Source organism: Ensifer sp. 2TAB8 (assembly GCF_052115125.1).
Classification (GTDB): Bacteria; Pseudomonadota; Alphaproteobacteria; order Rhizobiales; family Rhizobiaceae; genus Ensifer.
Genome location: NZ_JBFRGB010000003.1, coordinates 305715 through 328774 on the forward strand (window position 1 = coordinate 305715; position 23060 = coordinate 328774).

The 23060-nt window shown below is 62.7% G+C and carries 20 protein-coding genes; 3 read left to right on the plus strand and 17 right to left on the minus strand.

What is annotated here, in order from left to right:
* Positions 1-11: 11 nt before the first annotated feature.
* A complete protein-coding gene (locus tag AB4Z53_RS09480; protein ID WP_441595632.1) occupies positions 12-1430 on the minus strand; it encodes a DUF1254 domain-containing protein in 1419 nt (472 codons plus the stop codon).
* Between the two features lie 170 nt (positions 1431-1600).
* Here AB4Z53_RS09480 and AB4Z53_RS09485 point away from each other — a divergent pair, with 170 nt between their 5' ends.
* Positions 1601-3820 (plus strand): adenylate/guanylate cyclase domain-containing protein, encoded by a 2220-nt coding sequence (locus AB4Z53_RS09485; RefSeq protein ID WP_441595633.1) that lies wholly within the window; start codon positions 1601-1603, stop codon positions 3818-3820.
* Between the two features lie 35 nt (positions 3821-3855).
* Here AB4Z53_RS09485 and AB4Z53_RS09490 read toward each other — a convergent pair whose 3' ends face one another.
* The 9 genes from AB4Z53_RS09490 to AB4Z53_RS09530 form a co-directional block, all read right to left on the minus strand.
* Positions 3856-4359: a YHS domain-containing (seleno)protein gene (locus tag AB4Z53_RS09490; RefSeq protein WP_223725720.1), complete on the minus strand. Its 504-nt coding sequence runs from the start codon at positions 4357-4359 to the stop codon at positions 3856-3858.
* Between the two features lie 23 nt (positions 4360-4382).
* Entirely contained in the window at positions 4383-4973 is a 591-nt protein-coding gene (locus AB4Z53_RS09495) for an ankyrin repeat domain-containing protein (RefSeq protein ID WP_113541041.1), read from the minus strand.
* 134 nt (positions 4974-5107) lie between these two features.
* On the minus strand, positions 5108-5767 hold the full coding sequence (locus AB4Z53_RS09500) for an aspartate/glutamate racemase family protein (protein WP_113541042.1): 660 nt from the start codon (positions 5765-5767) through the stop codon (positions 5108-5110).
* Positions 5764-7227 carry an MFS transporter gene (locus AB4Z53_RS09505; protein ID WP_441595634.1) on the minus strand — a complete coding sequence of 488 codons (1464 nt, stop codon included), beginning with the start codon at positions 7225-7227 and terminating at the stop codon, positions 5764-5766. Before AB4Z53_RS09505 ends, AB4Z53_RS09500 begins: the two co-directional genes overlap by 4 nt.
* Before the next feature lie 285 nt (positions 7228-7512).
* The gene (locus AB4Z53_RS09510) at positions 7513-8355 is read right to left on the minus strand and encodes a MurR/RpiR family transcriptional regulator (RefSeq protein ID WP_113541043.1); all 843 of its coding nucleotides are present in this window, start codon (positions 8353-8355) and stop codon (positions 7513-7515) included.
* Between the two features lie 118 nt (positions 8356-8473).
* Positions 8474-9394, minus strand: a complete 921-nt coding sequence (gene ppk2 / locus AB4Z53_RS09515; protein WP_441595635.1) for a polyphosphate kinase 2 — start codon at positions 9392-9394, stop codon at positions 8474-8476.
* A 118-nt stretch (positions 9395-9512) separates the two neighbouring features.
* On the minus strand, positions 9513-10991 hold the full coding sequence (locus AB4Z53_RS09520) for an aldehyde dehydrogenase family protein (RefSeq protein ID WP_113541045.1): 1479 nt from the start codon (positions 10989-10991) through the stop codon (positions 9513-9515).
* A gap of 102 nt (positions 10992-11093) precedes the next feature.
* On the minus strand, positions 11094-12299 hold the full coding sequence (locus AB4Z53_RS09525) for an MFS transporter (RefSeq protein WP_441595636.1): 1206 nt from the start codon (positions 12297-12299) through the stop codon (positions 11094-11096).
* Positions 12300-12543: 244 nt separating this feature from the next.
* Positions 12544-13032 carry a DMT family transporter gene (locus AB4Z53_RS09530; RefSeq protein ID WP_223725712.1) on the minus strand — a complete coding sequence of 163 codons (489 nt, stop codon included), beginning with the start codon at positions 13030-13032 and terminating at the stop codon, positions 12544-12546.
* A gap of 84 nt (positions 13033-13116) precedes the next feature.
* Here AB4Z53_RS09530 and AB4Z53_RS09535 point away from each other — a divergent pair, with 84 nt between their 5' ends.
* Complete coding sequence (locus AB4Z53_RS09535; protein ID WP_441595648.1) at positions 13117-14043, plus strand: LysR family transcriptional regulator; 927 nt, start codon at positions 13117-13119, stop codon at positions 14041-14043.
* A 74-nt stretch (positions 14044-14117) separates the two neighbouring features.
* Here the strand turns inward: AB4Z53_RS09535 and AB4Z53_RS09540 are convergent, their stop codons facing one another.
* The 7 genes from AB4Z53_RS09540 to AB4Z53_RS09570 all read right to left on the minus strand — a co-directional run bounded on the left by AB4Z53_RS09540 (position 14118) and on the right by AB4Z53_RS09570 (position 21654).
* A complete protein-coding gene (locus AB4Z53_RS09540) occupies positions 14118-15137 on the minus strand; it encodes a Tim44 domain-containing protein (protein ID WP_441595649.1) in 1020 nt (339 codons plus the stop codon).
* A 252-nt stretch (positions 15138-15389) separates the two neighbouring features.
* Positions 15390-16985, minus strand: a complete 1596-nt coding sequence (locus tag AB4Z53_RS09545; RefSeq protein WP_441595637.1) for a GMC family oxidoreductase — start codon at positions 16983-16985, stop codon at positions 15390-15392.
* Between the two features lie 94 nt (positions 16986-17079).
* Positions 17080-18075, minus strand: coding sequence for a branched-chain amino acid ABC transporter permease (locus tag AB4Z53_RS09550; protein WP_441595638.1), 996 nt, complete (start codon positions 18073-18075; stop codon positions 17080-17082).
* Entirely contained in the window at positions 18068-18955 is an 888-nt protein-coding gene (locus AB4Z53_RS09555; RefSeq protein ID WP_113541051.1) for a branched-chain amino acid ABC transporter permease, read from the minus strand. Before AB4Z53_RS09555 ends, AB4Z53_RS09550 begins: the two co-directional genes overlap by 8 nt.
* A gap of 3 nt (positions 18956-18958) precedes the next feature.
* A complete protein-coding gene (locus AB4Z53_RS09560) occupies positions 18959-19660 on the minus strand; it encodes an ABC transporter ATP-binding protein (protein ID WP_441595639.1) in 702 nt (233 codons plus the stop codon).
* 1 nt (position 19661) lies between these two features.
* A complete protein-coding gene (locus tag AB4Z53_RS09565) occupies positions 19662-20444 on the minus strand; it encodes an ABC transporter ATP-binding protein (RefSeq protein WP_291156561.1) in 783 nt (260 codons plus the stop codon).
* A 4-nt stretch (positions 20445-20448) separates the two neighbouring features.
* A complete protein-coding gene (locus AB4Z53_RS09570) occupies positions 20449-21654 on the minus strand; it encodes an ABC transporter substrate-binding protein (RefSeq protein WP_441595640.1) in 1206 nt (401 codons plus the stop codon).
* A gap of 229 nt (positions 21655-21883) precedes the next feature.
* Between AB4Z53_RS09570 and AB4Z53_RS09575 the strand changes: the two genes are divergently transcribed.
* A complete protein-coding gene (locus tag AB4Z53_RS09575) occupies positions 21884-22828 on the plus strand; it encodes a LysR family transcriptional regulator (RefSeq protein WP_113541055.1) in 945 nt (314 codons plus the stop codon).
* Positions 22829-23060 lie beyond the last annotated feature (232 nt).

A 23060-nucleotide genomic window follows, 5' to 3' on the forward strand; every position in this document is an offset into this window, starting at 1 on the left:
GTTCCTTTTGATCAATTGGCGCGCTGCATCGGCGGCGCTTTCCATTTGCCGTCCAATGCGTCCGGCTTCGGCCAATAGAGCCGCATGGCCGTGAAGAATGGGCCGCTCGGTGCCGGCAGCCAGTTGGCTTCCTTCTCGGCGCCCGGCGTCTCGTGCTGGATGTAGAGCGTCACACCGCCGTCGGCGTCCTTCTTCAGATCCGCAACCATCGGCGAATTGATCAGGTAGCGGTTGAGCGGATTGGCGTAGAGCAGGCTCTGCGGCAGTTCGTAGAGCGTCAGCGACCAGAAGGCGTTGACCGGCGGCAGCATGCCCGGTTCGAAGCGCAGCGTATACCGGTTCTCGCCCGAAAGCGGCTTCTTGTCGTCGCTGGTAAAGTAGGCGGGATAGATCGCCTCGTCCTTGGAGTTGCCGTAGATGCCGAGCACGGCGCCGGACATGCGGTCGAGATAGCGGCCGTTGAGGTATTCACGCGTGCCGAAGCTGTCGCCGCTCGTTCGTTTTCCGGTATCGAGTTCGGTTTCCTTGAACTCCTTGAAGGCGGCCCAGGCGTCGGCGATGCCGCCTTCGATCGCCTGCTGCATGTCCGGAGAGAACGTATCGAAGTCGAAGCTCTTCCCACCACCGACATTGATCTTCGCGAAGCGCTCCATCAGGCCGGATTCGGATGGATTCGTCGGGCAGAAACCGAGCACGAAGTTGAGGATCTTGAAGAAGTCCGGCGAGGTTTTTTCCTCTTCTGGGCTGAGCGGCTTGGCAAAATCGACGGCCACGGCGGGCGCCGGTGCCGGCTGGCCGAGGAACGTCGACAGCGRCTCGACCTTGTAGCCGGCCTGGACCTTCTTGACGTTCTCGATATCAGCGGGATTGAACATCTGCGTGCGGTAAAGCACGAAGGCGAATTCGGTTTCCGAGCGGATCACCGCCTTTACTCCGGGCGGAGTTTCGCCTTTCCAGCCCGGTCCCGCCAGCAGGAAGCTGCCGGCCTCATTGCCGGTGGCGCGGCTGCCGACATAGGCGAAATTGAACGTGTACATGTCGACGAACTGGAGCGAATAGTAGCGCTCCTTCTCGACGGCCGGCACGGTCAGGACCAGCGGCTCGGCCCGCAGATCGACACCGAGGAAGGAATAGGGCGTGTCGGAGTTCGGCGTCTGGATCGCCTTGTCCTCGGGCGTATAGACCCGAGCGATGTTGTTGAGCGTGTTCCAGCCGCTCTTGAACTCGGGACTGTTGCGATCGACGAAATAGGAATGTTGCACCCGGTAGCTGTCGACCAGCGGAAAGCCGTAGATGTACGCGTCCTTGGCAATGGCGCGGGCTTCGTCTGCGGAAAGGCCCGCATCGGCAGCGCTCGCCCCCGTTACCTTGAGTGCCGGTAGTGCGGTCGCAAGAGCGCCGAGCACCAACAGAGACCGTCGTTTGAGCATGGCTGGTTCCTTCGGATGATCGCCAACGATCGTGCCAGTTCGGCGGGGTACTTCAAGTACGTAACGGTTACGGCGCTGGCGACCGCTCCCGCCCAAGCGCGCCGATGGCGCCGCCCGCCAAGCTGCGGTAACATTGTCGCTGGAGTACATCGTACGTTGAGAGCTCGTCGATGGAGCGCCGCCTCGCTGCCGTCCTGATCGCGGATGTCGTCGGTTACAGCCGCTTGAGCCGGCTGGACGAGGAAGGGACGCGCCTTAGATTCCAGTCTGACCTTTCCAACATCCTGGAGCCGCTCTTTCACGAACATCACGGTCGCCTGGTGAAAACGATGGGCGATGGCCTGCTCGTCGAATTCCGCAGCGTCGTCGACGCGGCGCTATGCGCGATCGACATCCAGAGGCGCAAGGCAACGGTGGAGGACGAGAAGGGCCCGGACGGCGAAAGGCTGGATTTCCGCATCGGCATCAACCTCGGTGACATCATCGTCGAGGGCGACGACATTCACGGCGACGGGGTCAATATCGCCGATCGCGTGCAGGGGCTGGCGCAGCCGGGCGGCATTGCGATCTCCGGCACGGCCTATGACCAGATCAGCTCCAGGCTGAAGGTGGGCTTTGCATCGTTGGGGCAGCAGACGGTCAAGGGCATCGCCGAGCCGATCCGTGTCTACCGCGTGCTTCTCGCCCCAGAAGCCGCGGGCAAGACGATCGCCGAGAAGGGAGCGCCGACCGCTGCCCGGCTGAAAGGCGTGGGGATCGGCTTGCTCGCGCTGGTGCTGGTGGCTTTGCTCGCCTGGTGGCAGCCCTGGATGCTGATCTCGTCGATAGGCCCGGCGCAGCGCTTCGCCTATCCCCTGCCGGACCAGCCTTCCGTTGCGGTGCTGCCCTTCATCAATGTCAGTGGCGACAGCGACCACGATCACCTGGCCGAAGGGCTGACGGACGATCTCATCACCGAACTGTCCAAGGTCTCCGGCCTGTTCGTCATCGCCCGCCATTCGGTGTTTGCGCTGAAGGGCAACGCCACCAGGATCCAGGACGTGGCGGCCGAACTGGGTGTGCATTACGTGCTGGAGGGCACGTTGCAGCGTGCCGACCAACGACTGCGGATCAACGTCAAGCTGATCGACGCGGTGAGCGGACTTTCGCTTTGGGCCGAGCGCTACGACCGGCAATATGCCGACCTCTTCGCTGTCCAGGACGATGTCATCGGCAAGATCATTGCCGCGCTCGAAGTCAAGCTCAGCGAGGGTGAGCGCGACCAGTTGGCGCGCATTCCAACCGACAATCTGGAAGCCTACGACAACTACATGCGTGCCGAGCAGCAGGGTCTCGTCTGGCGCGACGTCGACACCTACCGCCAGACGCTCTCCTTCTATCAGCGGGCGATCGACCTCGACCCGGATTTCGCCGATGCCCACGCCGGCATTGCCCGCGTCGCGGTCGACGTCTGGCGCAACGACTACAACTATCTCTGGTCGGCGGCCGTGGCGCGCAAGATTGCTTATGATGCAGCGGGTCAGGCGCTGAAGCTCGACGCCAACAACGCCCGCGCCCATACGGTGCTGGCGCTGCTACAGCTGGTCGACGGGCGTGCGACGGAGGCGAAGGAATCCGCGCTCAGGGCCGTTTCCGCACAGCCCAACGATGCCGAGGCGCTGGCCAACCTGGCGCTGGTGCTTGCCCAGACCGGCGAACACGAGCAGGCGATCGAGGATATCGACCGGGCCTTGAGGCTCGACCCGTCACCATCCTCCAGCCTGCAGCTACTTGCCGGTATCGTCTACTACACGGCGCGCCGCCTGGAACGCGCCATCCCACTGATCGAGACGGCTGGAAAATCGCTTCCGAAGGCAGAAGCCGTGCGGGAATATCTGGCCTCGGCCTATGCACAGCGCGGCGATCAACAGAGTGCGGCGGCGGAAGCGGCAGAACTCCTGAAGCTCTTTCCCGACACAAACCTCACTTATTACGGCTATCTCTACGACTACTGGCGCGAAGAGGATCTCTACCGCCATCTCTTTGGCCTGCGCGTTGCGGGTATCCCGGAATGGCCCTTCGGCTTCGTCGGTGCGCCCAGCGATCGGCTTGGGCCGGCTGAACTGCAGCAACTGACCGTCGACAAGACTTGGGTGGGCGTGCACAAGAACGGCACGAGCTTCGCACAGTTCTTCGACAAGGCGGGCAATACCGCCTATCGCACCAGCAATACGAACATCACCGGCCGTGTCGAAGTGAAGGGCAACCAGCTTTGCGAAAAATACGACGGGTACTTCCTCGACCGCATGGTCTGCGGCTACGTCTATCGCAATACGGCCAGGGGTGATCGCACCGCCGATTACATCAACGTGACACCGCAGGCGCTGAAGTTCTTCTCGATCGAGAAATGACGGCGGTCATCCGGCCACGCTTAAGTGGATCGATTTCAGGGCGAGGGTTTCGTCCAGTTGATCGACGCCTTTTCCGTGAGCAGCGTCTGCTCGACCTCGGACCAATGCTTGCGCGAATCGACCACCTTGTTCGGGTTCTTCACGAGACCGTCGGCAGCGCCCGGATCGTAGCTCAGATAAAGCTTGTCCTCGATGATGCGCCAGGCCTTCGGGTCGATGTTGGTCGTCACCGTGCCGAAGGAAACGCCATCCGCGCAATAGCCGCCATATTGCGGCGCATAGCGGGTCGGTTCCTTGATGAACTGATCGCGGTGTTCGGCACTGGCGAACTGCCAGGTGGCGCCGAGCCAGCGGTAGGTGAATTCGGGCGATCCTTCCACTGCCTTGCTCTCGGTGAAATAGGCGACAGGATCATAACCCTTGATCGCCACGTCGCCGAAATAGCCGGTGTTGACGGGCTCTTCCGCCCGTGCCGGGCCGGCGAATGCAAACAGCGCCGCTGTCGCCGCGATCGCGCCCGTTATCGGATATCCAGACATGTCATGCCCTCCGTTTCCGGATGTTACTGTCGTTTGGTGCATTCGCCGTAGAGCCATTCACCGACGAGGTCGGCTTTCTGGCAGGTGGCTCCGGCCTTCAGGAGAAGCTCGGCCGCTGGCCAGTGCGAGCGCCATCCTGCTTGCGTCAATGGTGTGTAGCCATTGCGCTCCTTGGCTTCGATGTCGGCCTTGTTGGCGAGCAGGAAGGCGACCACCTCGGCATGGCCCTCTTCGGCTGCCGCATGCAGCGGTGACATCTTGTAGAAGTTGGAGACGTCGTTGACCGCAGCGCCCTTGGCGACGAGCAGTTTGACGGTTTCGAGATTGCCGCCATAGGCAGCCGCATGCAGGGCCGTCAGGCCGCCCTTGTTGCGAATCTCGATGTCGCCGCCGCGGTCGATGAGAAGAGCGACCACCTCGGTGCGTCCTTTGAGAGCGGCGATCAACAGCGCCGGCTCACCGGCCGCATCGGGCTCGGCTATACTGCTTCCCTGGTCGAGCAAGGTTTTGACGCGTCCAACGTCACCGTCCCGTGCCGCGTCGTGCAACGGACCCGCCATCGCCGCCGCGGTAAATGACGCCACCGCGGCGAGCGCAGCAATGAGAGATTTCATCGCCCAACCTCCGCCCCAGCTTCGGTCTCGCTCAATTGGAAAGGGCGAAAATACCACAGAGCGAGGGGTGGAAACAGGCTTACGGCGGTACGGCCCCTACTCCTTTCGGGCGAGGTTTGCGGCGATGGGGCCTGTCAGGCGGCAACCTGCATCAGGTCGAGCATGCGATCGATCGCGCTCGGAATCGGCGCGATGATCGGCGTCGAAAACAGCGGCTGGAGCTGTTCGGCCGCCTGGCCGAGCGGGCCGCCGCCGATGATGACGGCTTCGGCGCCATCCTGTTCGACGCATTGGCGGACGGCGGCGGCGAGGGCCTTCAGCAGCCGCTCCGGGTGGGCGGAGAGCGCAAGCGGATCGCCCGAGGTGCAGCGGATGCCGGTGTACTGGTTCCAGACGCCGAGGTCGCGGGCGCGGTCGTCGATCGCCTGGATCAGTTCCGGCGTCGTGGTGGCGACGCCGAACTTGCGGCCACCCTGTGAGGCCTCGATCATCGAGGCCTCACAGATACCGATCACGGGGATCGCGAGACGGTGCTTGAGGGCGGCAAGGCCGGGATCGCCGAAGGCGCTGACGACGATGCCGAGGCATCCGGTCTCATGCTTTTCGCCGATCTCGACGACCTCGGCAGCGGCTGCATACAGTTGCTCGGGGGTCACGATCATCGGTGGGTTCCGCATGGCCGTGGCGACTGCCACGGCCATGCGTCCTGATGCAGCTTTGCGTGCGATGGCGACCATCATGTCGCTGGTGGCATGCGAGCTGTTCGGGTTGATCAGAAGGATATGTGAGCTCACGTTCTCAGTTCCGCGCCGACTTTGATTTCAGAGGTGTCAGCCTTTGCAAGGTCGGCACCTGCAGGCTGGGTCAGATCCTCCATCGACATGCCGTAGGTCTCGGGCCCGAGCTGGATGCAGAAGGCGAAGACCGCATACATGCTGGCGGCGAGACCGAAGACACCGACCATGCCGTAGACGTCGAAGAGCGCGCCGGCGATGGTGGGGATGAAGGAACCCGCGGCCGAACCGGTTGCCAGGATCAGCGCCACGCCGAAGGCGCGGATGCGGGTGGGGAAGAGTTCAGGCGCATAGATCCAGATCGACGTGTTGAGCAGCAGTACGAAGAACTGGAAGATCGCTCCGAACGTCAGGACGAGGTAGATGTTCGTGCCGAGATACGCGATCGAAACCGCGGCAAGGCAAGCGAAGACGGCACCGAGCGTCAGCACCTTCTTGCGCGGGAAGTAATAGCCGAACATCGAGGCGGCGATGGCGCCAAGCACGCTGCCGCTCTGGATGATCATGCTGTAGAGCAGGCTGCCCTGGAGCGTGTAGCCCATGGAGACGAAGATGATCGGCATCAGGGTCAGCACCGAAAGCTGGGCGCCGTAGCTCATCAGGATGGCGATGGCGACCGGGATGGTGCGGCCGAGATAGGGTGCGCGGAAGAGTTCCTTCCAGTCGCTCTTGACCGGTTCCTCGTCCTTCAGGTGGTCCTTGGTCAGGTATTCCTGGACCTTGAGGTTGCGCGGCCGCAGCGAGCCGGAGGCAAGGATCGAAAGCACCTTGTTGGCCTCGTCGATCTTGCCCTGAGACGCCAGGAAGCGGGGCGTTTCCGGCACGAAGCGGCGGTAGAAGACGACGAGCAGGGCCGGCAGGGCAAGTGCGGCGAAGAGCCAGCGCCAGCTGTTTTCACCCGGGAAGAGGGTGAAGATCATCAGGCCGAAGGCGGGCGCCAGGAAGTTGCCGAAGCCGCCGGCACCCACATTGACGAGGCCTGCCGCCGTGCCGCGGAATTTCGGCGAGCAGAATTCCGACAGCATGGTCACCGCCGTCGAGATTTCGCCGCCGACGCCGAAGCCGACGATGGCACGGGCAAAGCAGAGCGTTGCGAAGTTCGGCGCCATGGCGCAGGCGGCCGAGCCGATGGTGAAAAGCAGGAGGTTGATCGTCAGCATCACGCGGCGGCCGTAGCGGTCGCCGAGAATGCCCGAAAGAAGCCGGCCGATCGCGGCGCTGCCGAAGGTGATGGTGTTGAGGAAGCCGATGTCGGTTCCGGTCAGGCCCCAATGTTCCTTCAGGATCGGGCCGGCAACGCCGATGGTGTTCTGCTCGAAGCTGTCGAACAGGCAGCCGATGAGCACGAGGGCGAGGATCTGCTTGTGGGCGCCGGTGACGCCGATTTTGGTGAAGGCTGATTCCAACTGTCTGATGACCGGCGATGACCTGCCGGACGGCACCATATTTTCCGCTGCCATGGTTCGTTCCCCTTTATGGCTTAACAACGTGAAAACTTAGTTTCATGAAATCTACATCACGAAACCGTGGTTTCATAGAAGATTCTATGATGCGCTGCGAAAGGACGAAGCCGTTCGGTCGCATGGTTCATGGAATGCAGATTTCGTGCCATATTGTGAGAAACCGAGGTTTCTCATTTGGTATCAAAAGCTTCGCGGAAACAGATCGCTAGCGAGGCGACTGAAACTCAGGTTTCGCTTGCTTGAAAAATATTCTGGCGTTTCAGGCAAATGCCCAATCTGCGCTCACAATTCCTCGAGCGCATCGTTGATGGCTTCGATGCCGCGGAGGCGATTTCGGCCGGACGTTCCGGCGATTTCAATGCATCGGGTGGTGAGCAGATGACAGAGCGCCATGACCGAGACGTGGTTGAACAGCGGCCCCGGCGCCAGCGTCTGACAGCGGAAGTGCCATTCCGCCTGGTTGAGGAAGGGTACGCCCTCGTCAGTGATGTAGAGCAGGTGCGCGCCTGACTTTTCGAGTTGCGCCAGGATGGGCTCCATCAGGGAGACGCGCCGGCGCAGGCCGAAGAGGATGACGACGTCGCTGCTGTTGATGCTGACGAGATGTTCGCCGAGTGTCTGACCGCCGCCCGGGATGGCCGCGATGTTCTCGATCACCTGGGTCATCTGCCATTGCAGATAGGTGGCGAAGGAATGACTGGCGCGGAAGCCGATGACCCAGACCTTGCGGGCGCCGAGAATGGCGGTTGCCGCCGCCGTCACCTGGGTTTCGGATATGGCGAGAAAGGTCGCCTCGATGTTGGCGACGCCTTGCGCCACGTGCGAGGTGAGCGACTGCTCGCCGCCGCTGTCGGTGGCGGTTGCGAGGAACAGACGCGAGCCTGTCTGTTTGTCGGCGCGGGCATGCCGGCGTGCTTCCTCGTAGTTGTCGTAGCCGAGCCGCTGGATGAAACGGGAGACGGTCGCCTTCGACACATGCGCCAGCGCCGCCAGCTCCTGGGCCGAGTAGCTCGCGACCTCGCCGGGAAAATCGCAGAGGAAGTCCCCCAGCCGCCGTTCGGCCGGATGAAGTTCCGGCAACACCTGGCGCACACGCGTGAGGAAGGACCGTTCTTTGGGGCTCATGTCGATTCCATGAAACTGTCGTTTCACGGCAATCTCCGATTTTCGGGGGGATATTGCAAGCGAGGCAGGCGGGTGCCGCCTCGCTTTCAACTGCTACCGGGCGAGCGGGCCGCGCGCGTCAGTATTTCGACGGCACGTAGAGTTCCGGTGGCAGCACCTTGCGCTCGTAGTCCGGATTGAAGACGCGTTCCGGCAGGGAGATTTCCTCGTGCGGCACGTCCTCGTAGGGGATCTGCGTCAGGAGATGATCGATGCAGTTGAGCCGCGCGCGCTTCTTGTCGTTGCCTTCGACGATATGCCAGGGCGCTTCCGGGATGTTGGTGCGAGCGAAGGTCTCTTCCTTGGCCTTGGTGTAGCCTTCCCAGCGTACCCGCGACTGCAGGTCCATCGGCGAAAGCTTCCACTGCTTCAACGGGTCGTGAATGCGCACGAGGAAGCGCATCTGCTGCTCTTCGTCGGTGATCGAGAACCAGTACTTGACCAGCCGGATGCCGGAGCGGACGAGCATGCGCTCGAATTCCGGAACGTCGTCGAAGAACTGCTCGACCTGGTTCTCGGTGGCAAAGCCCATGACGCGCTCGACGCCGGAGCGGTTGTACCAGGAGCGGTCGAACAGCACGATTTCGCCGCCGGCCGGCAAATGCGGCACGTATCGTTGGAAATACCATTGCGTCTTTTCGCGGTCGGACGGTGCCGGCAGTGCGACGACGCGCACGACGCGCGGATTGAGCCTCTGGGTGATGCGCTTGATGACGCCGCCCTTGCCGGCGGAGTCGCGTCCCTCGAAGATCACCACCACCTTTTCCTTGTGGTAGACCACCCAGTCCTGAAGCTTGATCAGCTCCGACTGCAGCCGGAGCAGCGAGCGAAAGTAATCGATGCGCGGGATCGATGGCGGGTGGTTCTTGCGATAGATCTTGCGGATCTCTTCCGACAGCGCCGGCTCGGAGAGTTCGAGCTCATAGTCCTCGTCCAGCGTGTCGGCCAGTTCCGCTTCCAACCAGTCCTGCGTTTCGCTTTCGTCGTTCGACCTGTTCATCTGAGCCTCCGGATTCCGTGTGTTCCACGACAACCTTGCATGATGCCATCGTTAGTCGGCTTATTTCACAAACGCATGAAAGGAATTTGACGCGGGTTCGTCTGCGCCCTGATCGGCCCTATTCCTTGAGGTACCAGCCCCAGGGTTCGTCGGCGTCGAAGCTGGTGATCTGCTTGGTTTCCAGATAGTTCGAAAGACCCCAGCGGCCGAGTTCGCGGCCGATGCCCGATTGCTTGTAGCCACCCCAGGGCGCCTCGGTGAAGGTCGGCTGCGAGCAGTTGATCCAGACGATGCCGGCGCGAAAGGCCCGGGCGACGCGCTCGCAGCGCTCGCGATCGGCCGACATGACGGCCGCGGCAAGGCCGAAGCGGCTGTCATTGGCCATGCGGATCGCGTCTGCCTCCTCGCGGAAGGGCTTGACGCAGACGACCGGGCCGAAGATCTCCTCGCGCCAGACGAAGCTGTCCTCGCGCATGTCGGTGAGCACGGTCGGTTCGAGGAAGTAGCCGCTGTTGAGGCCGGCCGGGCGCCCCCCGCCGGCGGCGACCGTGGCACCGTCCTGCCGGGCGCGGTCGATGGCACCCAGCACCTTGTCATATTGGCCACGGGAGACGATCGGCCCGAGCAGCGTGCCGTCCTCCAGGCCAGGGCCGATCTTGATTTTCGCGGCCTCTTCGCAAAGACGCCTGACGACKGTTTCGTAGATCCCCTCTTCGACGAGCACCCGCGAAGTCGCCGAGCAGACCTGGCCCTGGTTCCAGAAAATGCCGAACATGATCCATTCGACCGCCTTGTCGATGTCGCTGTCGGCGAAGACGACGAAGGGCGATTTGCCGCCGAGTTCGAGGCTGACATTCTTGATGTCCTGGGCGCCGGCCATCATCACCTTGCGGCCGGTGACGACAGAGCCGGTAAAGGCAAGCTTGTCGACCAGCGGATGTTCGGTGAGCGGCTGGCCGGCATCCGCGCCGGTGCCGGTGACGATGTTGAGCACGCCGGGCGGCAGGTCGATCTCCTCGGCGATGACACCGAGTTCCAGTGCCGTCAGCGGCGTCAGCTCGGAAGGCTTGAGCACGATGGTGCAGCCCGCAGCAAGCGCCGGCGCCACCTTCCAGGAGACCATCAGCAGCGGGTAGTTCCACGGCGTGATGGCGCCAACGACGCCAAGCGGTTCGCGCACGGCGCGCGCGGTGAAGCGGCTGTCGCCGACGGCGATCGTCTCTTCCGGATTGGCGTCCAGTTCCTCGGCGAGGCCGGCATAGAAACGAAAGCAGCCGGCGGCATCGTCGATGTCCCAGAGCGCCTCCGGCAGCGGCTTGCCATTGTCGGCGACTTCGAGCCGCGCCAGCGAGTGGCGCTTTTCCTCGATCTTGGCGGCGATCGCCCGGAGATAGACCGCACGCTCGGCGCCTGACAGTTTCGGCCAGGAGCCGCTGTCGAAGGCGATGCGGGCGGCCTTTGCGGCCCTGTCCACGTCTTCATACGTTGCGGCCGGCGCGCGGTGGATGACCTCCTCCGTCGCCGGGTCGATCACCTCAAGCGTGCCGCCGCGCCGCGGTTTTTCCCATTTGCCACCAATGAACAGCCGATCCTGCATACCACACCCCTTTTAGCCCGGAGCGAGTATGGCCAGTCGATGCGAAACGCGCCAGCCGCAAGTTACGGCTGGCGTTGATCTTTTTGCCGCGGGGACGTCGCTTCAGCGGTCGGTCGTTCGCCTGCGCCACGCGAGGAAGGGCAGAACCGGCAGCACGGCGCATGCGCTGGCAAACAGCCAGAACTGCCCGAGGGACAGGAGATTGCTGGTATACAAGGCTCCAGAGACGATGCCGGCGATCAAGCAGGCATCCATGAGTGGCAAGCTGATGGCGTAAAGTACCGTCTGGCGCTCCAGAGGCAGGCAGCGCTGCACGAGGGTAAAGTACGTGGCGAAGGCGATCATCTCCGGTATGCCGCCGACGATCAGCAGTGTGCTGGCCGCCAGGTAGTTGGGGGCAAAAATCAGCGCAAAGGTCGAAAGGCCTTCGAGCAGGCTGGAGAGGAGATAGGCGCGAAGCAGCGCCCGCGTAGTGGTCAAAGCCCCTGCCAACCGGTGTGAGACGAAGGCGCCAATCAGGGCGCCGGCACCCTGTGCCGCCAATAGCAAGGTCCACATCTCCGGGCCCAGATGAAACTGGTCACGATTGAGCCAGAACAGGAACGGCTGCAGCGCACCGAGCGAGACCATGTAGCCGAAGGCGGGGAGCAGCAAAGCCCAGATCAAGGGGTTCTCGCGGAAAATCGCAATGGTTTCTCGCCCGAAGCCCGATGTGTGCGAGGGGGCCGCGTTCTGTCGCACCGGCTTGTCGCCCGGTTGAAGCATCAGCAGAAGGACTGCCCCGATCTGGGCGAGGGCCAGCGCAACAAGCGTTGTCACGATCGAGGTGGAGGCGGCTGCGAGACCTGCTGCCGGTGGCCCGAAGATCTTTGCGAAGCGGTCGATCGCCTGGAAGGCGGTGTTGGCCTCCATGTTGCGGCCGGCTGGAACGACGGCGGCGCGCAGCGTCAACAGACCCGGCGTGATCACCGCATCCGCAGCGCCGATTACCAACACGATCATCTGCAATGTCATCGCGTTCGGCGCAAGTGCAAGGCCGGGAATGGCGACGGCGGTCACCGACAGGGAGCACAACACAGGAAGCCGCGGGCCGCTACGTCGTAGGAGCGACGCGACGATCGGCGCAAGCAGGAGGCTCGGCAGCAGGCGCAAGGCAAGACTGCTGACCAGTTCCGCACCGGCGCCGAAGCGGGTTGCAACAACGAGCGGCAACGCGGCGACGAGCATCCAGGAGCAGACGGAATCGACGGCGAGAACGAGGCTGATGCGCCGAAAGGCGGCATCGCCCCAAAGTTTGGAATGGTCCATAGGAGAGCCCGATGAGACGCAATCGATCTCGGGTCGGCCGCATGGGGCAGGTGAGATGAGATCGACGCGAACAGGATAAGCCCGCGCAAGAGGCGGACGGTTCTGGGCTCACAGATGCAAGCCCCGCCTTGCGGGGCAGATCAGGCCATCAAATGGGGTTCGTTCGACATGGTTAGCCAATACCATGCGCGTTTCTCGTGTGACAAGCGGCAGCCAGTTTGGCTGCCGCTGTACCGGGCTACGGCTATCGCGTTGCGTTGGCCAAGGCCGGCGTGACATTGGCGATCTGCGTGATCACCATGCCGCCGACAATGAAGAGCAGACCGGTCAGCCGTGCCGCATTGACCGGTTTCACCGGGAAGCCCATCAGGCCGTAGTGATCGATCAGCATGGAAATCGCCATCTGGCCGGCGATGACGGCAACAATGAAGCTTGCCGCGCCCAGCTTCGGCGCAAGGAGGAGAGCCGCGGTGATGTAGATCACGCCGGCGAGGCCGCCGATCCAGATCCACCACGGACCCTTGAATGCCACAGCAAGGCTGGGCAACGGCGCCCGGAAGGCAATCAGCATCGGCAGGATGAGCGCGAGGCTGACACCGAGCGAGACGACCGTCGCCCAGAGCGGATGACCGAGGAGGCGGCCAAGGTTGGCATTGGCGCCGGCCTGGAGGGGGACGACGGCGCCGGCGAAGATCGCCACGGCAAGCAACAGGAGGGAGGAGAGATTGGGCATTGTTTTTTCCTTCTTCATTGACCCTTTCTCTCTCATTGATACGAAGAATGGAAATTCCATTTTCTTACGTGCTATATTCATATGATGAATAATTTGGCTGGCATCGACCTGAACCTACTCGTCGTACTCGACGCCCTGTTGGCGGAACGCCACGTCTCGCGTGCGGCTCTCCGGCTGAACAAAAGCCAACCAGCGGTCAGCCATGCGCTGGCGCGTTTGCGCGCCCTCTTCGACGATCCGCTGCTGGTGCGTCATGGCGGACAGCTCGAGCCGACTGTACGCGCATTGGAGATCGCGCCGCGGCTTGCCGAGGCCCTCGCGCATATGCGCCAACTCGTGGGATCCCAGCCGTTCGATCCGGGGCGTGAGCGTCATGTCTTTCGGTTGGCGATGTCCGACTACGCCGCCCTCGTTCTGCTACCGCAATTGATGGCGGTGCTGCGCCGGCAGGCGCCGAACGTCGATCTCATCGTCAGCCAGGCGAGCCGCGAAGTGATGATGTCGCAGACGATAGACGGCGAGATCGATCTGGCGCTCGGCGTGTTTCCGACGCTGGCCGAGGATTTGAGGACGTCGCTGCTGTTTGAGGAATACTTCGCCTGTCTGGCCGATGGCGCGAGCCTTGGTGACGAAAAGGCGATGGATCTTGCCGCGTACCTGGAGCGGCCGCATATTCTCGTCTCGCTGCGTGGCGATACCGGCAACGAGATCGACCTGGCGCTTTCGGCTGCCGGACATAAACGCCGCATTGCGCTGGCGCTGCCCCATTGGAGTGCGGCGCCCGGTCTCGTGCTCGGAACCGATCTGGTACTCACCGTTGCGCGGCGTATCCTGCCGCGCGAGGGGGAGACTGGGCCGTTGGCCATTTTCGCGCCGCCCTTCGCCATCCCGCCTTTTTCCTTCCGGCAGATCTGGCATCGGCGGCGTGATGGCGACCCGGCTCACCGCTGGCTCCGGGAGCTGATCAACGAAATCCTCTCGCCGCCGGATGCTATGCCCGCGTCCATGTGATCGTGTGATCCCGAAAATTAAAAGGCCCGGTGCGGCGACGCCGACCGGGCCTTTCTTATAGGCTTTGTTTCGCGTCAGTCGTGGCTGACGCCCTGGATTGCCGAAACCTGCCATTCAGCACCGGGCTTGCGAACGAAGGTCCAGAGCTCGACCGCTTCGGTCAGCTTGTCCGGATCGCCGCTGATCACCTTGCCCGTGGTGCGGTCACGCATCACGTCGATGCTTTCATAACGCATCGCAACGGTCGCGTAGTCGGTGCCGTTTTCGGACCAGGCTTCCGCCACATCGCCCTGGACGAGATGCACGTCGCGCACATCGTTCTTGACGCCGCTCGTTGCGTTGTCGCTCAGCTCTTCGGCGAGGTAGGACATGGCTTCCGGCGTCGTCAGGCGACGCAGCGTGCCATAATCTTCCTCGGCGTAAGCGGCCTGCACGTCCTTCAGCATCTTTTCGAACTGCTCAAGGTCGGATCCCTGGATGCCGATTTCATCGGCCGGACCATCAGTAGCTGGTACTGGTGCCGGTGTTGCCGTCGGGCGTGCATTCGCCTGGCCGCCGGCTTGGCCATTCGACTGGGCACCGCCGATGCTCGGGATCTTGAACGAGGGCATACCGCTCGACGCCGACTGGGCCGACGACCGCTCGGACGGGCCGGCATAGGCCGTCTGCTGACGGTTGCGCCCGAAGAAGCGCATGGCGAGCATAATCAGGCCACCGATCAGCAGCATCTGCACGATCAGGCCGAGGAAGCCGGCAGCGCCGCCGAAGCCGCCACCCATCAGCATGCCGATCAGACCGCCGACCATGAGGCCGCCGAGCAGCGAACCGCCAAAGCCGCTGAAGAAGCCGGGACGGGCGTTCGGCTGGGCAGCGTTGGTCGGGCGTGTCTGGCCGGCTGCCGGATTGGTAGCAGCAGGACCGGCATCCTGGCGCGGCGTCATCGAACGGTCGATCGGTGCCGCGTTGGTCGGCGCGGTACGGGTTACGGGCGGCTGCGAGAAGGTGCGGGTGCCGCGGCTGCCGAAGCCGCCACCCGAACGCCGCGCTTCGGCGACGTCCACAACTGTCAGCGCGACTGTCAAGCCGATCGCCATCATTGCCAGAGCTCGTCCAAAACGCCCAAATCGCTGCATTGCCATCAAAACCCCTTATCTTGCTTGGGCTCAAAATGAGCCGTCACGGCATGATATAGGGGCTCAAGCACCGAGATTTAAGCGTTTCGCGTCGCATTTCGGCCAGTTTACCGTTATCCGCTGCCGATCTTCGGGCCGAATCCGGCATGGAATCAGCATCTTCGATCGCACCGGATCTCGTGTTCTCTGACGTAAAGCCTCCCTGCACTTTCGCTAGCGATTGGCCGCCAGGATCATGGCAGCGGCCTTTTCAGCGATCATGATCGTCGGCGAATTGGTGTTGCCGGAGGTGATCGTCGGCATGATCGAGGCGTCGGCAATGCGCAGCCCCTTGAGCCCGCGCAGGCGCAGTTCCGGATCGACGACGCTCTCCGGGTCCGTGCCCATGCGGCAGGTCCCGACCGGGTGGAAGATCGTCGTGCCGATATCCCCGGCGGCGCGCTTCAGATCATCCTCGGTCTCATAGGATGGGCCCGGCTTGAACTCGACCGGGTTGAAGCGGGCGAAGGAGGGCTGCTTGACGATCCGTCGCGTCAGCCGGATGGCGTTGACGGCGACGTTGCGGTCGGCTTCCGCCGTCAGATAACGCGGCCGAATGTCCGGTGCGGCGGCGAAGTCCGGGCCTTTAAGGTGCACGGAGCCGCGGCTTTCCGGTCGGAGATTGCAGACGCTGGCGGTGATCGCCGGGAAGGAATGGACCGGCTCGCCGAACTTGTCGAGCGAGACCGGCTGGACGTGATATTGCAGATCAGGGGTTTCCTTCTCCGGGCCGGACCTGGTGAAGATGCCGAGCTGGCTCGGCGCCATCGCCATCGGCCCGGAGCGCTTCAACAGATATTCCAGTCCGATCGATGCCTTGCCGAAAAGCGAGTTGGCCTTTTCGTTGAGCGTCGGTACCCCCGTGACCTTGTAGGCCATGCGGAGCTGAAGGTGATCCTGCAGGTTTTCGCCGACGCCGGCGCGTTCGTGGCGAAGCTCGATGCCGTTTGCCTGAAGCACGTCGCCACGGCCGATGCCCGAGAGTTCGAGGATATGGGGCGAGCCGATCGCGCCGGCGGAGAGCACCGTTTCGCGGCCGGCGCGGGCGCGCTTGACCATGCCGTCATGCTGAAACTCGACGCCGGCGACGCGATCGCCCTCGATGATCAGCTTGCGCACATGCGCCTTGGTGAGAACGGTGAGGTTGCCGCGCTTCTGCGCCGGACGAAGGAACGCCTTGGCCGTATTCCAGCGGATGCCGGAGCGCTGGTTGACGTCGAAATAGCCGGAGCCCTCGTTGCTGCCACGGTTGAAATCCGGTGTCTCGGGAATACCGGCTTCGGTGGCAGCCTTCTGGAAGGCATCGAGTACGGCCCAGCGCACGCGGGCCTTCTCCACCCGCCATTCGCCGCCGGCCCCGTGCATATCGTTGGCGCCGCGATAGTGGTCCTCCGACTTCTTGAAGAGCGGCAGAACGTCGTCCCAGCCCCAGCCGGCGCAGCCGAGTTGACGCCAGTGGTCGTAGTCACTCGCCTGGCCGCGCATGTAGATCATGCCGTTGATCGACGAGCAGCCGCCGAGCACCTTGCCGCGGGGATAGCCGAGCGAGCGGCCGTTGAGGCCCTCTTCGGCGGCGGTCGTGAAGCACCAGTCCGTGCGCGGATTGTTGATGCAATAGAGGTAACCGACCGGGATGTGGATCCAGTGGTAATTGTCGCGGCCGCCTGCCTCCAGCAACAAGACGCGATGGCTCGGATTTTCGGAAAGCCGGTTGGCAAGCACGCAGCCGGCACTCCCCGCTCCGACGACGATATAGTCGAACGTGTCCATGGTTCTCTCTCAATGTTCGGGGCTCGGTCCCTGCTAAATCCGGGCCGGGCTTTGGCTCCGTTCCGCCCACGGGCCGCGGGCGGGGAAGGCGCCGTTATTGTCTGTGTTCAAAACCGAGCTTGCGGCCGAGCCGCGAATGATAGAACTCGCCGACGATGCCGCGGCGGAAGACCAGCACGCAGACCATGAAGACGAGGCCGGTGATGATCGTCACCGGGAATTCCGATGTCGCGAGGTAATTCTGCAGCGTCACCACCAGCCCGGCGCCGAAGAGCGGGCCGATCAAAGTGCCGATGCCGCCGAGCAGTGTCATCAGGATCACTTCGCCCGACATCTGCCAGCCGACATCCGTCAGCGTCGCGAACTGGAAGACCAGCGCCTTGACCCCGCCGGCAAGGCCGGTGAGCGCTGCCGACATGACGAAGGCGGCGAGCTTGTAGTTGCGCACGGAGTAGCCAAGCGACACGGCACGCGTCTCGTTCTCGCGGATCGATTTCAGGATCATGCCGAAGGGCGAATGGATGATGCGCCAGATGATGGCGACGCCGATGACGAAGACGCCGAGCACGAAATAATACATGTTCGTCGACTGGCTAAGATCGATGAATCCGAAGAGATGGCCGCGCGGCACGGACTGGATGCCGTCTTCGCCCTTGGTGAATTCGGCCTGCAGGCAGAAGAAATAGAACATCTGCGCCAGCGCCAGCGTGATCATGGCGAAGTAGATGCCCTGCCGGCGGATCGCAAGGTATCCGACGATCAGGCCGAGGAACGCCGCGCCGGCGACACCGACCAAGATGCCGAGCTCCGGCGGCAGACCCCATTCCTTGACCGCATGCGCGGTGAAATAGGCAGCCCCGCCGAAGAAGGCCGCATGACCGAAAGAGAGCAGGCCGGTATAGCCGAGCAAGAGGTTGAAGGCGCAGGCAAAGAGCGCGAAGCAGAGAAGCTTCATCAGGAAAACGGGATAGAAGAACAGCGGCGCCAGGATCAAGAGCACCAGTCCAATTCCAAGGAACACCGTCTGCGCGACGGCTGGACCCTTTTCCTTCGGTTTTTCGATGTCGAGTGTCAGCGTCATATCAAGCATCCCGGCCGAAGAGGCCTGCCGGCCGTATCATGAGAACGATGGCCATGATCACGAAGATCACGATGTTGGAGGCCTCCGGATAGAAGACCTTGGTCAATCCCTCGGCGACGCCGAGCAGATAGCCGGTGACGATCGCGCCCATGATCGAGCCCATGCCGCCGACGACGACGACGGCGAAGACGACGATGATGATGTTCGAACCCATCAGCGGCGAGACCTGGTAGATCGGCGCGGCAAGCACGCCGGCAAGGGCTGCAAGGGCGGCACCCAGCGCATAGGTCAGCGTCAGGAGGAAGGGCACGTTGATGCCGAAGGATTGCACCAGCACCGGGTTTTCGGTGGCAGCGCGCAGATAGGAGCCGAGCTTGGTCTTCTCGATTACCAGCCAGGTGCCGATGCAGACGATCAGCGAGAAGACGATCACCCAGCCGCGATAGATGGGCAAGAACATGAAGCCGAGATTGGTGCCGCCGGTGAGCGCTGCCGGCGTCGCATAGGGCTGGCCGGACGCACCATAGAGATAGCGGAAGGTGCCTTCGATCGTCAGCGCCAGGCCGAAGGTGAAGAGCAGGCCATAGAGCGGGTCGAGCGTATAGAGGCGGCGCAGCATCGTGCGCTCGATGACGGCGCCGACAAGGCCGACGGCGACGGGTGCTATGATCAGCGCCGGCCAGTAGCCGATGCCGAAATGCGACAAAAGCATCCAGGCGAAGAAGGCGCCGAGCATGTATTGCGCGCCGTGGGCGAAGTTGATGACCCTCAGCAGGCCGAAGATGATTGCGAGACCGAGGCTCAGAAGCGCGTAGAACGAGCCGTTGATCAACCCGATCAGCAGCTGCCCGAGAAAGGCCTGCAGGGGAATTCCGAAGATCGTGCTCATGGTTCAGACCCCCAGCACATCATGCAGCGTGTCCATGCGGGCGGACAGTTCCGAAACCGGGAACTCGCCGACCATCTGGCCATGGTCCATCAGATAGAAGCGGTCGGCAACCTTGCTGGCGAAGCGAAAATTCTGCTCGACCAGAAGCACGGTCATGCCGCGTTGCTTCAGGGTTTTCAGCACGTCGCCGATGCGCTGGACGATGACCGGCGCGAGACCTTCCGTCGGTTCGTCGAGCAGCATCATGCGCACGCCGGTTCGCAGGATCCGGGCGATCGCCAGCATCTGCTGTTCGCCGCCGGAAAGCTTCGTTCCGGGGCTGCTGCGGCGTTCGTAAAGGTTCGGGAAAAGCTCGAAGATCTCGTCGACCGTCATGCCGCCGCTAGCGACCGCCGGCGGTAGCAGCAGGTTTTCGTGGACCGAAAGCGTCGAGAAGATGCCGCGCTCTTCCGGGATGAAGCCGAGGCCGTGATGGGCGACCCGGTGCAGCGGCACTTTCATCAGGTCTGCGCCGGCAAAGCTGATTTCGCCCTTGCGCTTGCGCACGATGCCCATGATCGAGCGTAGTGTCGTCGTCTTGCCGACGCCGTTGCGACCAAGCAGCGTGACCATCTCGCCTTCGCCGACCGTCAGGTCGACGCCGTGCAGGATGTGGCTTTCGCCATACCAGGCGTTGAGGCCGGAGACTTTGAGAAGCGGTTTCATGTCAGGCCTCCTCGGTGCCCATATAGGCGGTGCGCACGCGCGGATCCGCCGACACCTTCGCGTAGTCGCCCTCGGCCAGGATCTCGCCCCGCTGGAGCACGGTGACGTGATGACAGAGCGTCGAGACGACGGAGAGATTGTGCTCGACCATCAGCACGGCGCGTTCGCACGCCACTTCGCGGATGATCTCGGCGACCATGCCGACATCCTCGTGGCCCATGCCGGCCATCGGCTCATCGAGCAGCAACACCTTGGGATCGAGCGCCAGGGTGGTCGCGATTTCCAGCACGCGCTTGCGTCCATAGGAAAGATCGGCGGCAACCGCATTGCGCTCCCTGTCGAGACCGACCGAACGGATCAGCTGATCCGCCTTGGCCGTCAGCCCGTCGAGCGCCGACATCGGCTTCCAGAACTGGGTCGCGAGCCCGTTCGGTCGCTGCAGCGCCACGCGCACATTGTCGAGCACGCTCATATGCGGAAACACCGCCGAGATCTGGAACGAGCGCACCAGGCCCATGCGCGCCACCTTGTCCGGCGCCGTGCGGGTGATGTCCTCGCCGAGCAACGTGATCGTGCCGTCGGTCGGCTGTAGGAACTTGGTCAAAAGGTTGAAGACCGTGGTCTTGCCGGCGCCGTTGGGTCCGATCAACGCATGTACCCGCGCATCATGGACGTCGAGATTGACGTTGTTGACGGCGGTGAAGCCGCCAAAGTCACGGCGCAGGCCGCGGGCGGAGAGAACCACCCGCGGCGCGCCATTCGGTTCGATGACCGGTGCGCTCATCGCGTCAGGACTTCACGAGGTCGCAGCCGCTCTTGGCCGGATCGATGAAGGCTTCAGCACCGGGAATGGTGGCGAGCACCTTGAAGTAGTCCCAGGGTTCCTTGCTTTCGTCCGGCTTCTTCACTTCCAGCAGGTACATGTCGTGGATCATGCGGCCGTTGGCGGCAACCGTGCCGTTCTCGGCAAAGACGTCGTTGACCGGAAGCGCACGCAGCTCCTTGGCGACGGCGTCGGCATCGTCGGTTCCAGCCTTCTCGATCGCCTTCAGATAGGAAAGCACGGCCGAATAGGTGCCGGCATGGACCATGTTCGGCATCTTGCCGGTGCGCTCCATGAAGCGCTTGCCGAATTTGGCGCTCTCTTCGTTGCGGTTCCAATAGAAGCCCTCGGTCAGCGTCAGCCCCTGAGCCGCTTCGAGGCCGAGGCCATGAACCTCGGCGAGCGTGAAGAGCAGGGCCGCGAGGCGCTGGCCGCCCTGGACGATCCCGAATTCGGCCGCCTGTTTGATGGCGTTGGACGTATCGAGGCCGGCATTGGCAAGGCCGATCACCTTGGCGCCGGAGGATTGCGCCTGCAGGAGGAAGGAGGAAAAGTCCGTGGTCGCCAGGGGATGGCGGACGGAGCCGACGACCGTGCCGCCGTTTTCCTTGACGTAGTTGCTGGTGTTTTCTTCGAGCGAGTAGCCGAAGGCATAGTCGGCGGTCAGGAAGAACCAGCTGTCGCCGCCCTGCTTGACGAGCGCGCCGCCGGTACCGACCGCAAGCGCATGGGTGTCATAGGCCCAGTGGAAACCATAGGGCGAGCACTGCTTGCCGGTGAGTTCTGTCGTTGCAGCACCGGTGTTGATGGTGATCTTCTTCTTTTCCTTCGACAGCGCCTGCACGGCAAGGCCGACCGAGGAGCTGGTCAGCTCCATGATGCTGTCGACCTGCTCGGTGTCGTACCATTGGCGGGCGATGTTGGACGCGATGTCGGCCTTGTTCTGGTGGTCGGCGGTGATGACTTCCACCGGCACGCCCAGCACCTTGCCACCGAAATCCTCCACCGCCATCAGCGCCGCCACATAGGAGGATTTGCCGCCGAAATCGGCATAGACGCCGGACTGGTCGTTCAGAATGCCGATCTTGACCTTGCCATCGGATGCATCGGCGAAAGCGGCCGTGCTGCTGGCGAGCATGGCTGCCAATGTTACGATCAGTTTCTTCGTCATTGTGTCCTCCTCCAGAGACGTGAACCGTCGCGTGAAAATACGCGCGGGTTCCGGCGCGCCAGGTGGCGGTGCCGGATCGTTCATTTCGTTCTGTTCATATTTGGCCAGACATGCTCCTCAGATGTCGGCTCTGGTCGTTACAATCCGGAAAAAAACGCTTGGATGCAAGCGGCCCGAACCGTAAATTGCAAACAGGGTCTGTTCATTTTCGAACAGATGGGGAGTGGCGATGAATCCGAATTTCACCTGGGACGATCTGCAGTTCTTTCTGGCAGTGGCCCGCACCGGGCAATTGTCGACGGCGGCGCGGCGGCTCAGAACCAGCCATGCCACGGTGTCGCGGCGGATCGACCGCCTGGAATTTGCGCTCAAGGTGAAGCTGTTCGAGCGCAATCCGCGCGGTTACGTTCTGACCAGCATGGGGCAGCGCTTCATTGAGACGGCCGAGCGGATCGAGCGCGAGACCGAACAATTGCAGCTCGACATCAATGACGGCCTGACGGCGCAGCGTGGTGTCGTGCGGCTGAGCACGCTCGAAGGCTTCGGCAACTTCTTCCTTGCCGATCGGCTGGCGGATTTTGCTGTGAGCTATCCGAATGTGTCGCTGGAACTGGTGGCAATCCAGCAGATCATGTCGCTGTCGCGCAAGGAGGCGGATATCCAAGTGGCGCTGACGGCGCCGAAGGCCGGTCCTTACCATTCCGAGGTGCTGACCCCCTATACGCTGCATGTCTATGGCGCGCGCAGCTACCTCTCGAAACACGCGCCGATCATGGGTCGCAACGATCTGGCTGCGCATCGCTTCGTTGGCTACATCGAAGACATGATCTTTGCGCCGGGGCTTGATTATCTCGGTGAACTGCAGCCGGGATTGCGGGCGCATTTCCAAAGCTCGAGCATCCTGGCGCAGCTGAAGGCGGTGCGCCAGGGGCTCGGCCTCTGCGTGCTGCCGCATTTCATGGCGCGGGAAGAGCCGGATCTGCAAATCGTCCTGCCGGAGGAGATCGAGCTCAAGCGTACCTACTGGATGGTTTGCCACCGGGATCTGGTGGCGGTGCCGCGGGTGAGGGCGGTACGCGAGTTCCTGATGCAGATCGTCAAGGAGAACAGGGGCTATTTCACCCGTGAAGCGGCGGCGCTGACGACAAGCGCACGACGCATGTCGCGGACTTAATTCCAGCGGGATAGCGATGAGGTGCCATCTCTGAGGCGAAAGTGGATGATTTTCGCTCTGAAAGCTCGGGGATTTGATCTTCCAAATCGACCAAGTTTATCAACAGTGGAAAGAAGTGTTTAATTTCAATATCTTGTCGAATTTTGAAGTTTTTTTGAAGATCGTTGTTGACGTCTCGGTGGGGGCAGGTCTATAAGCCCGATCACTGACGAGGGCGGCGGCGCTGCTGGCG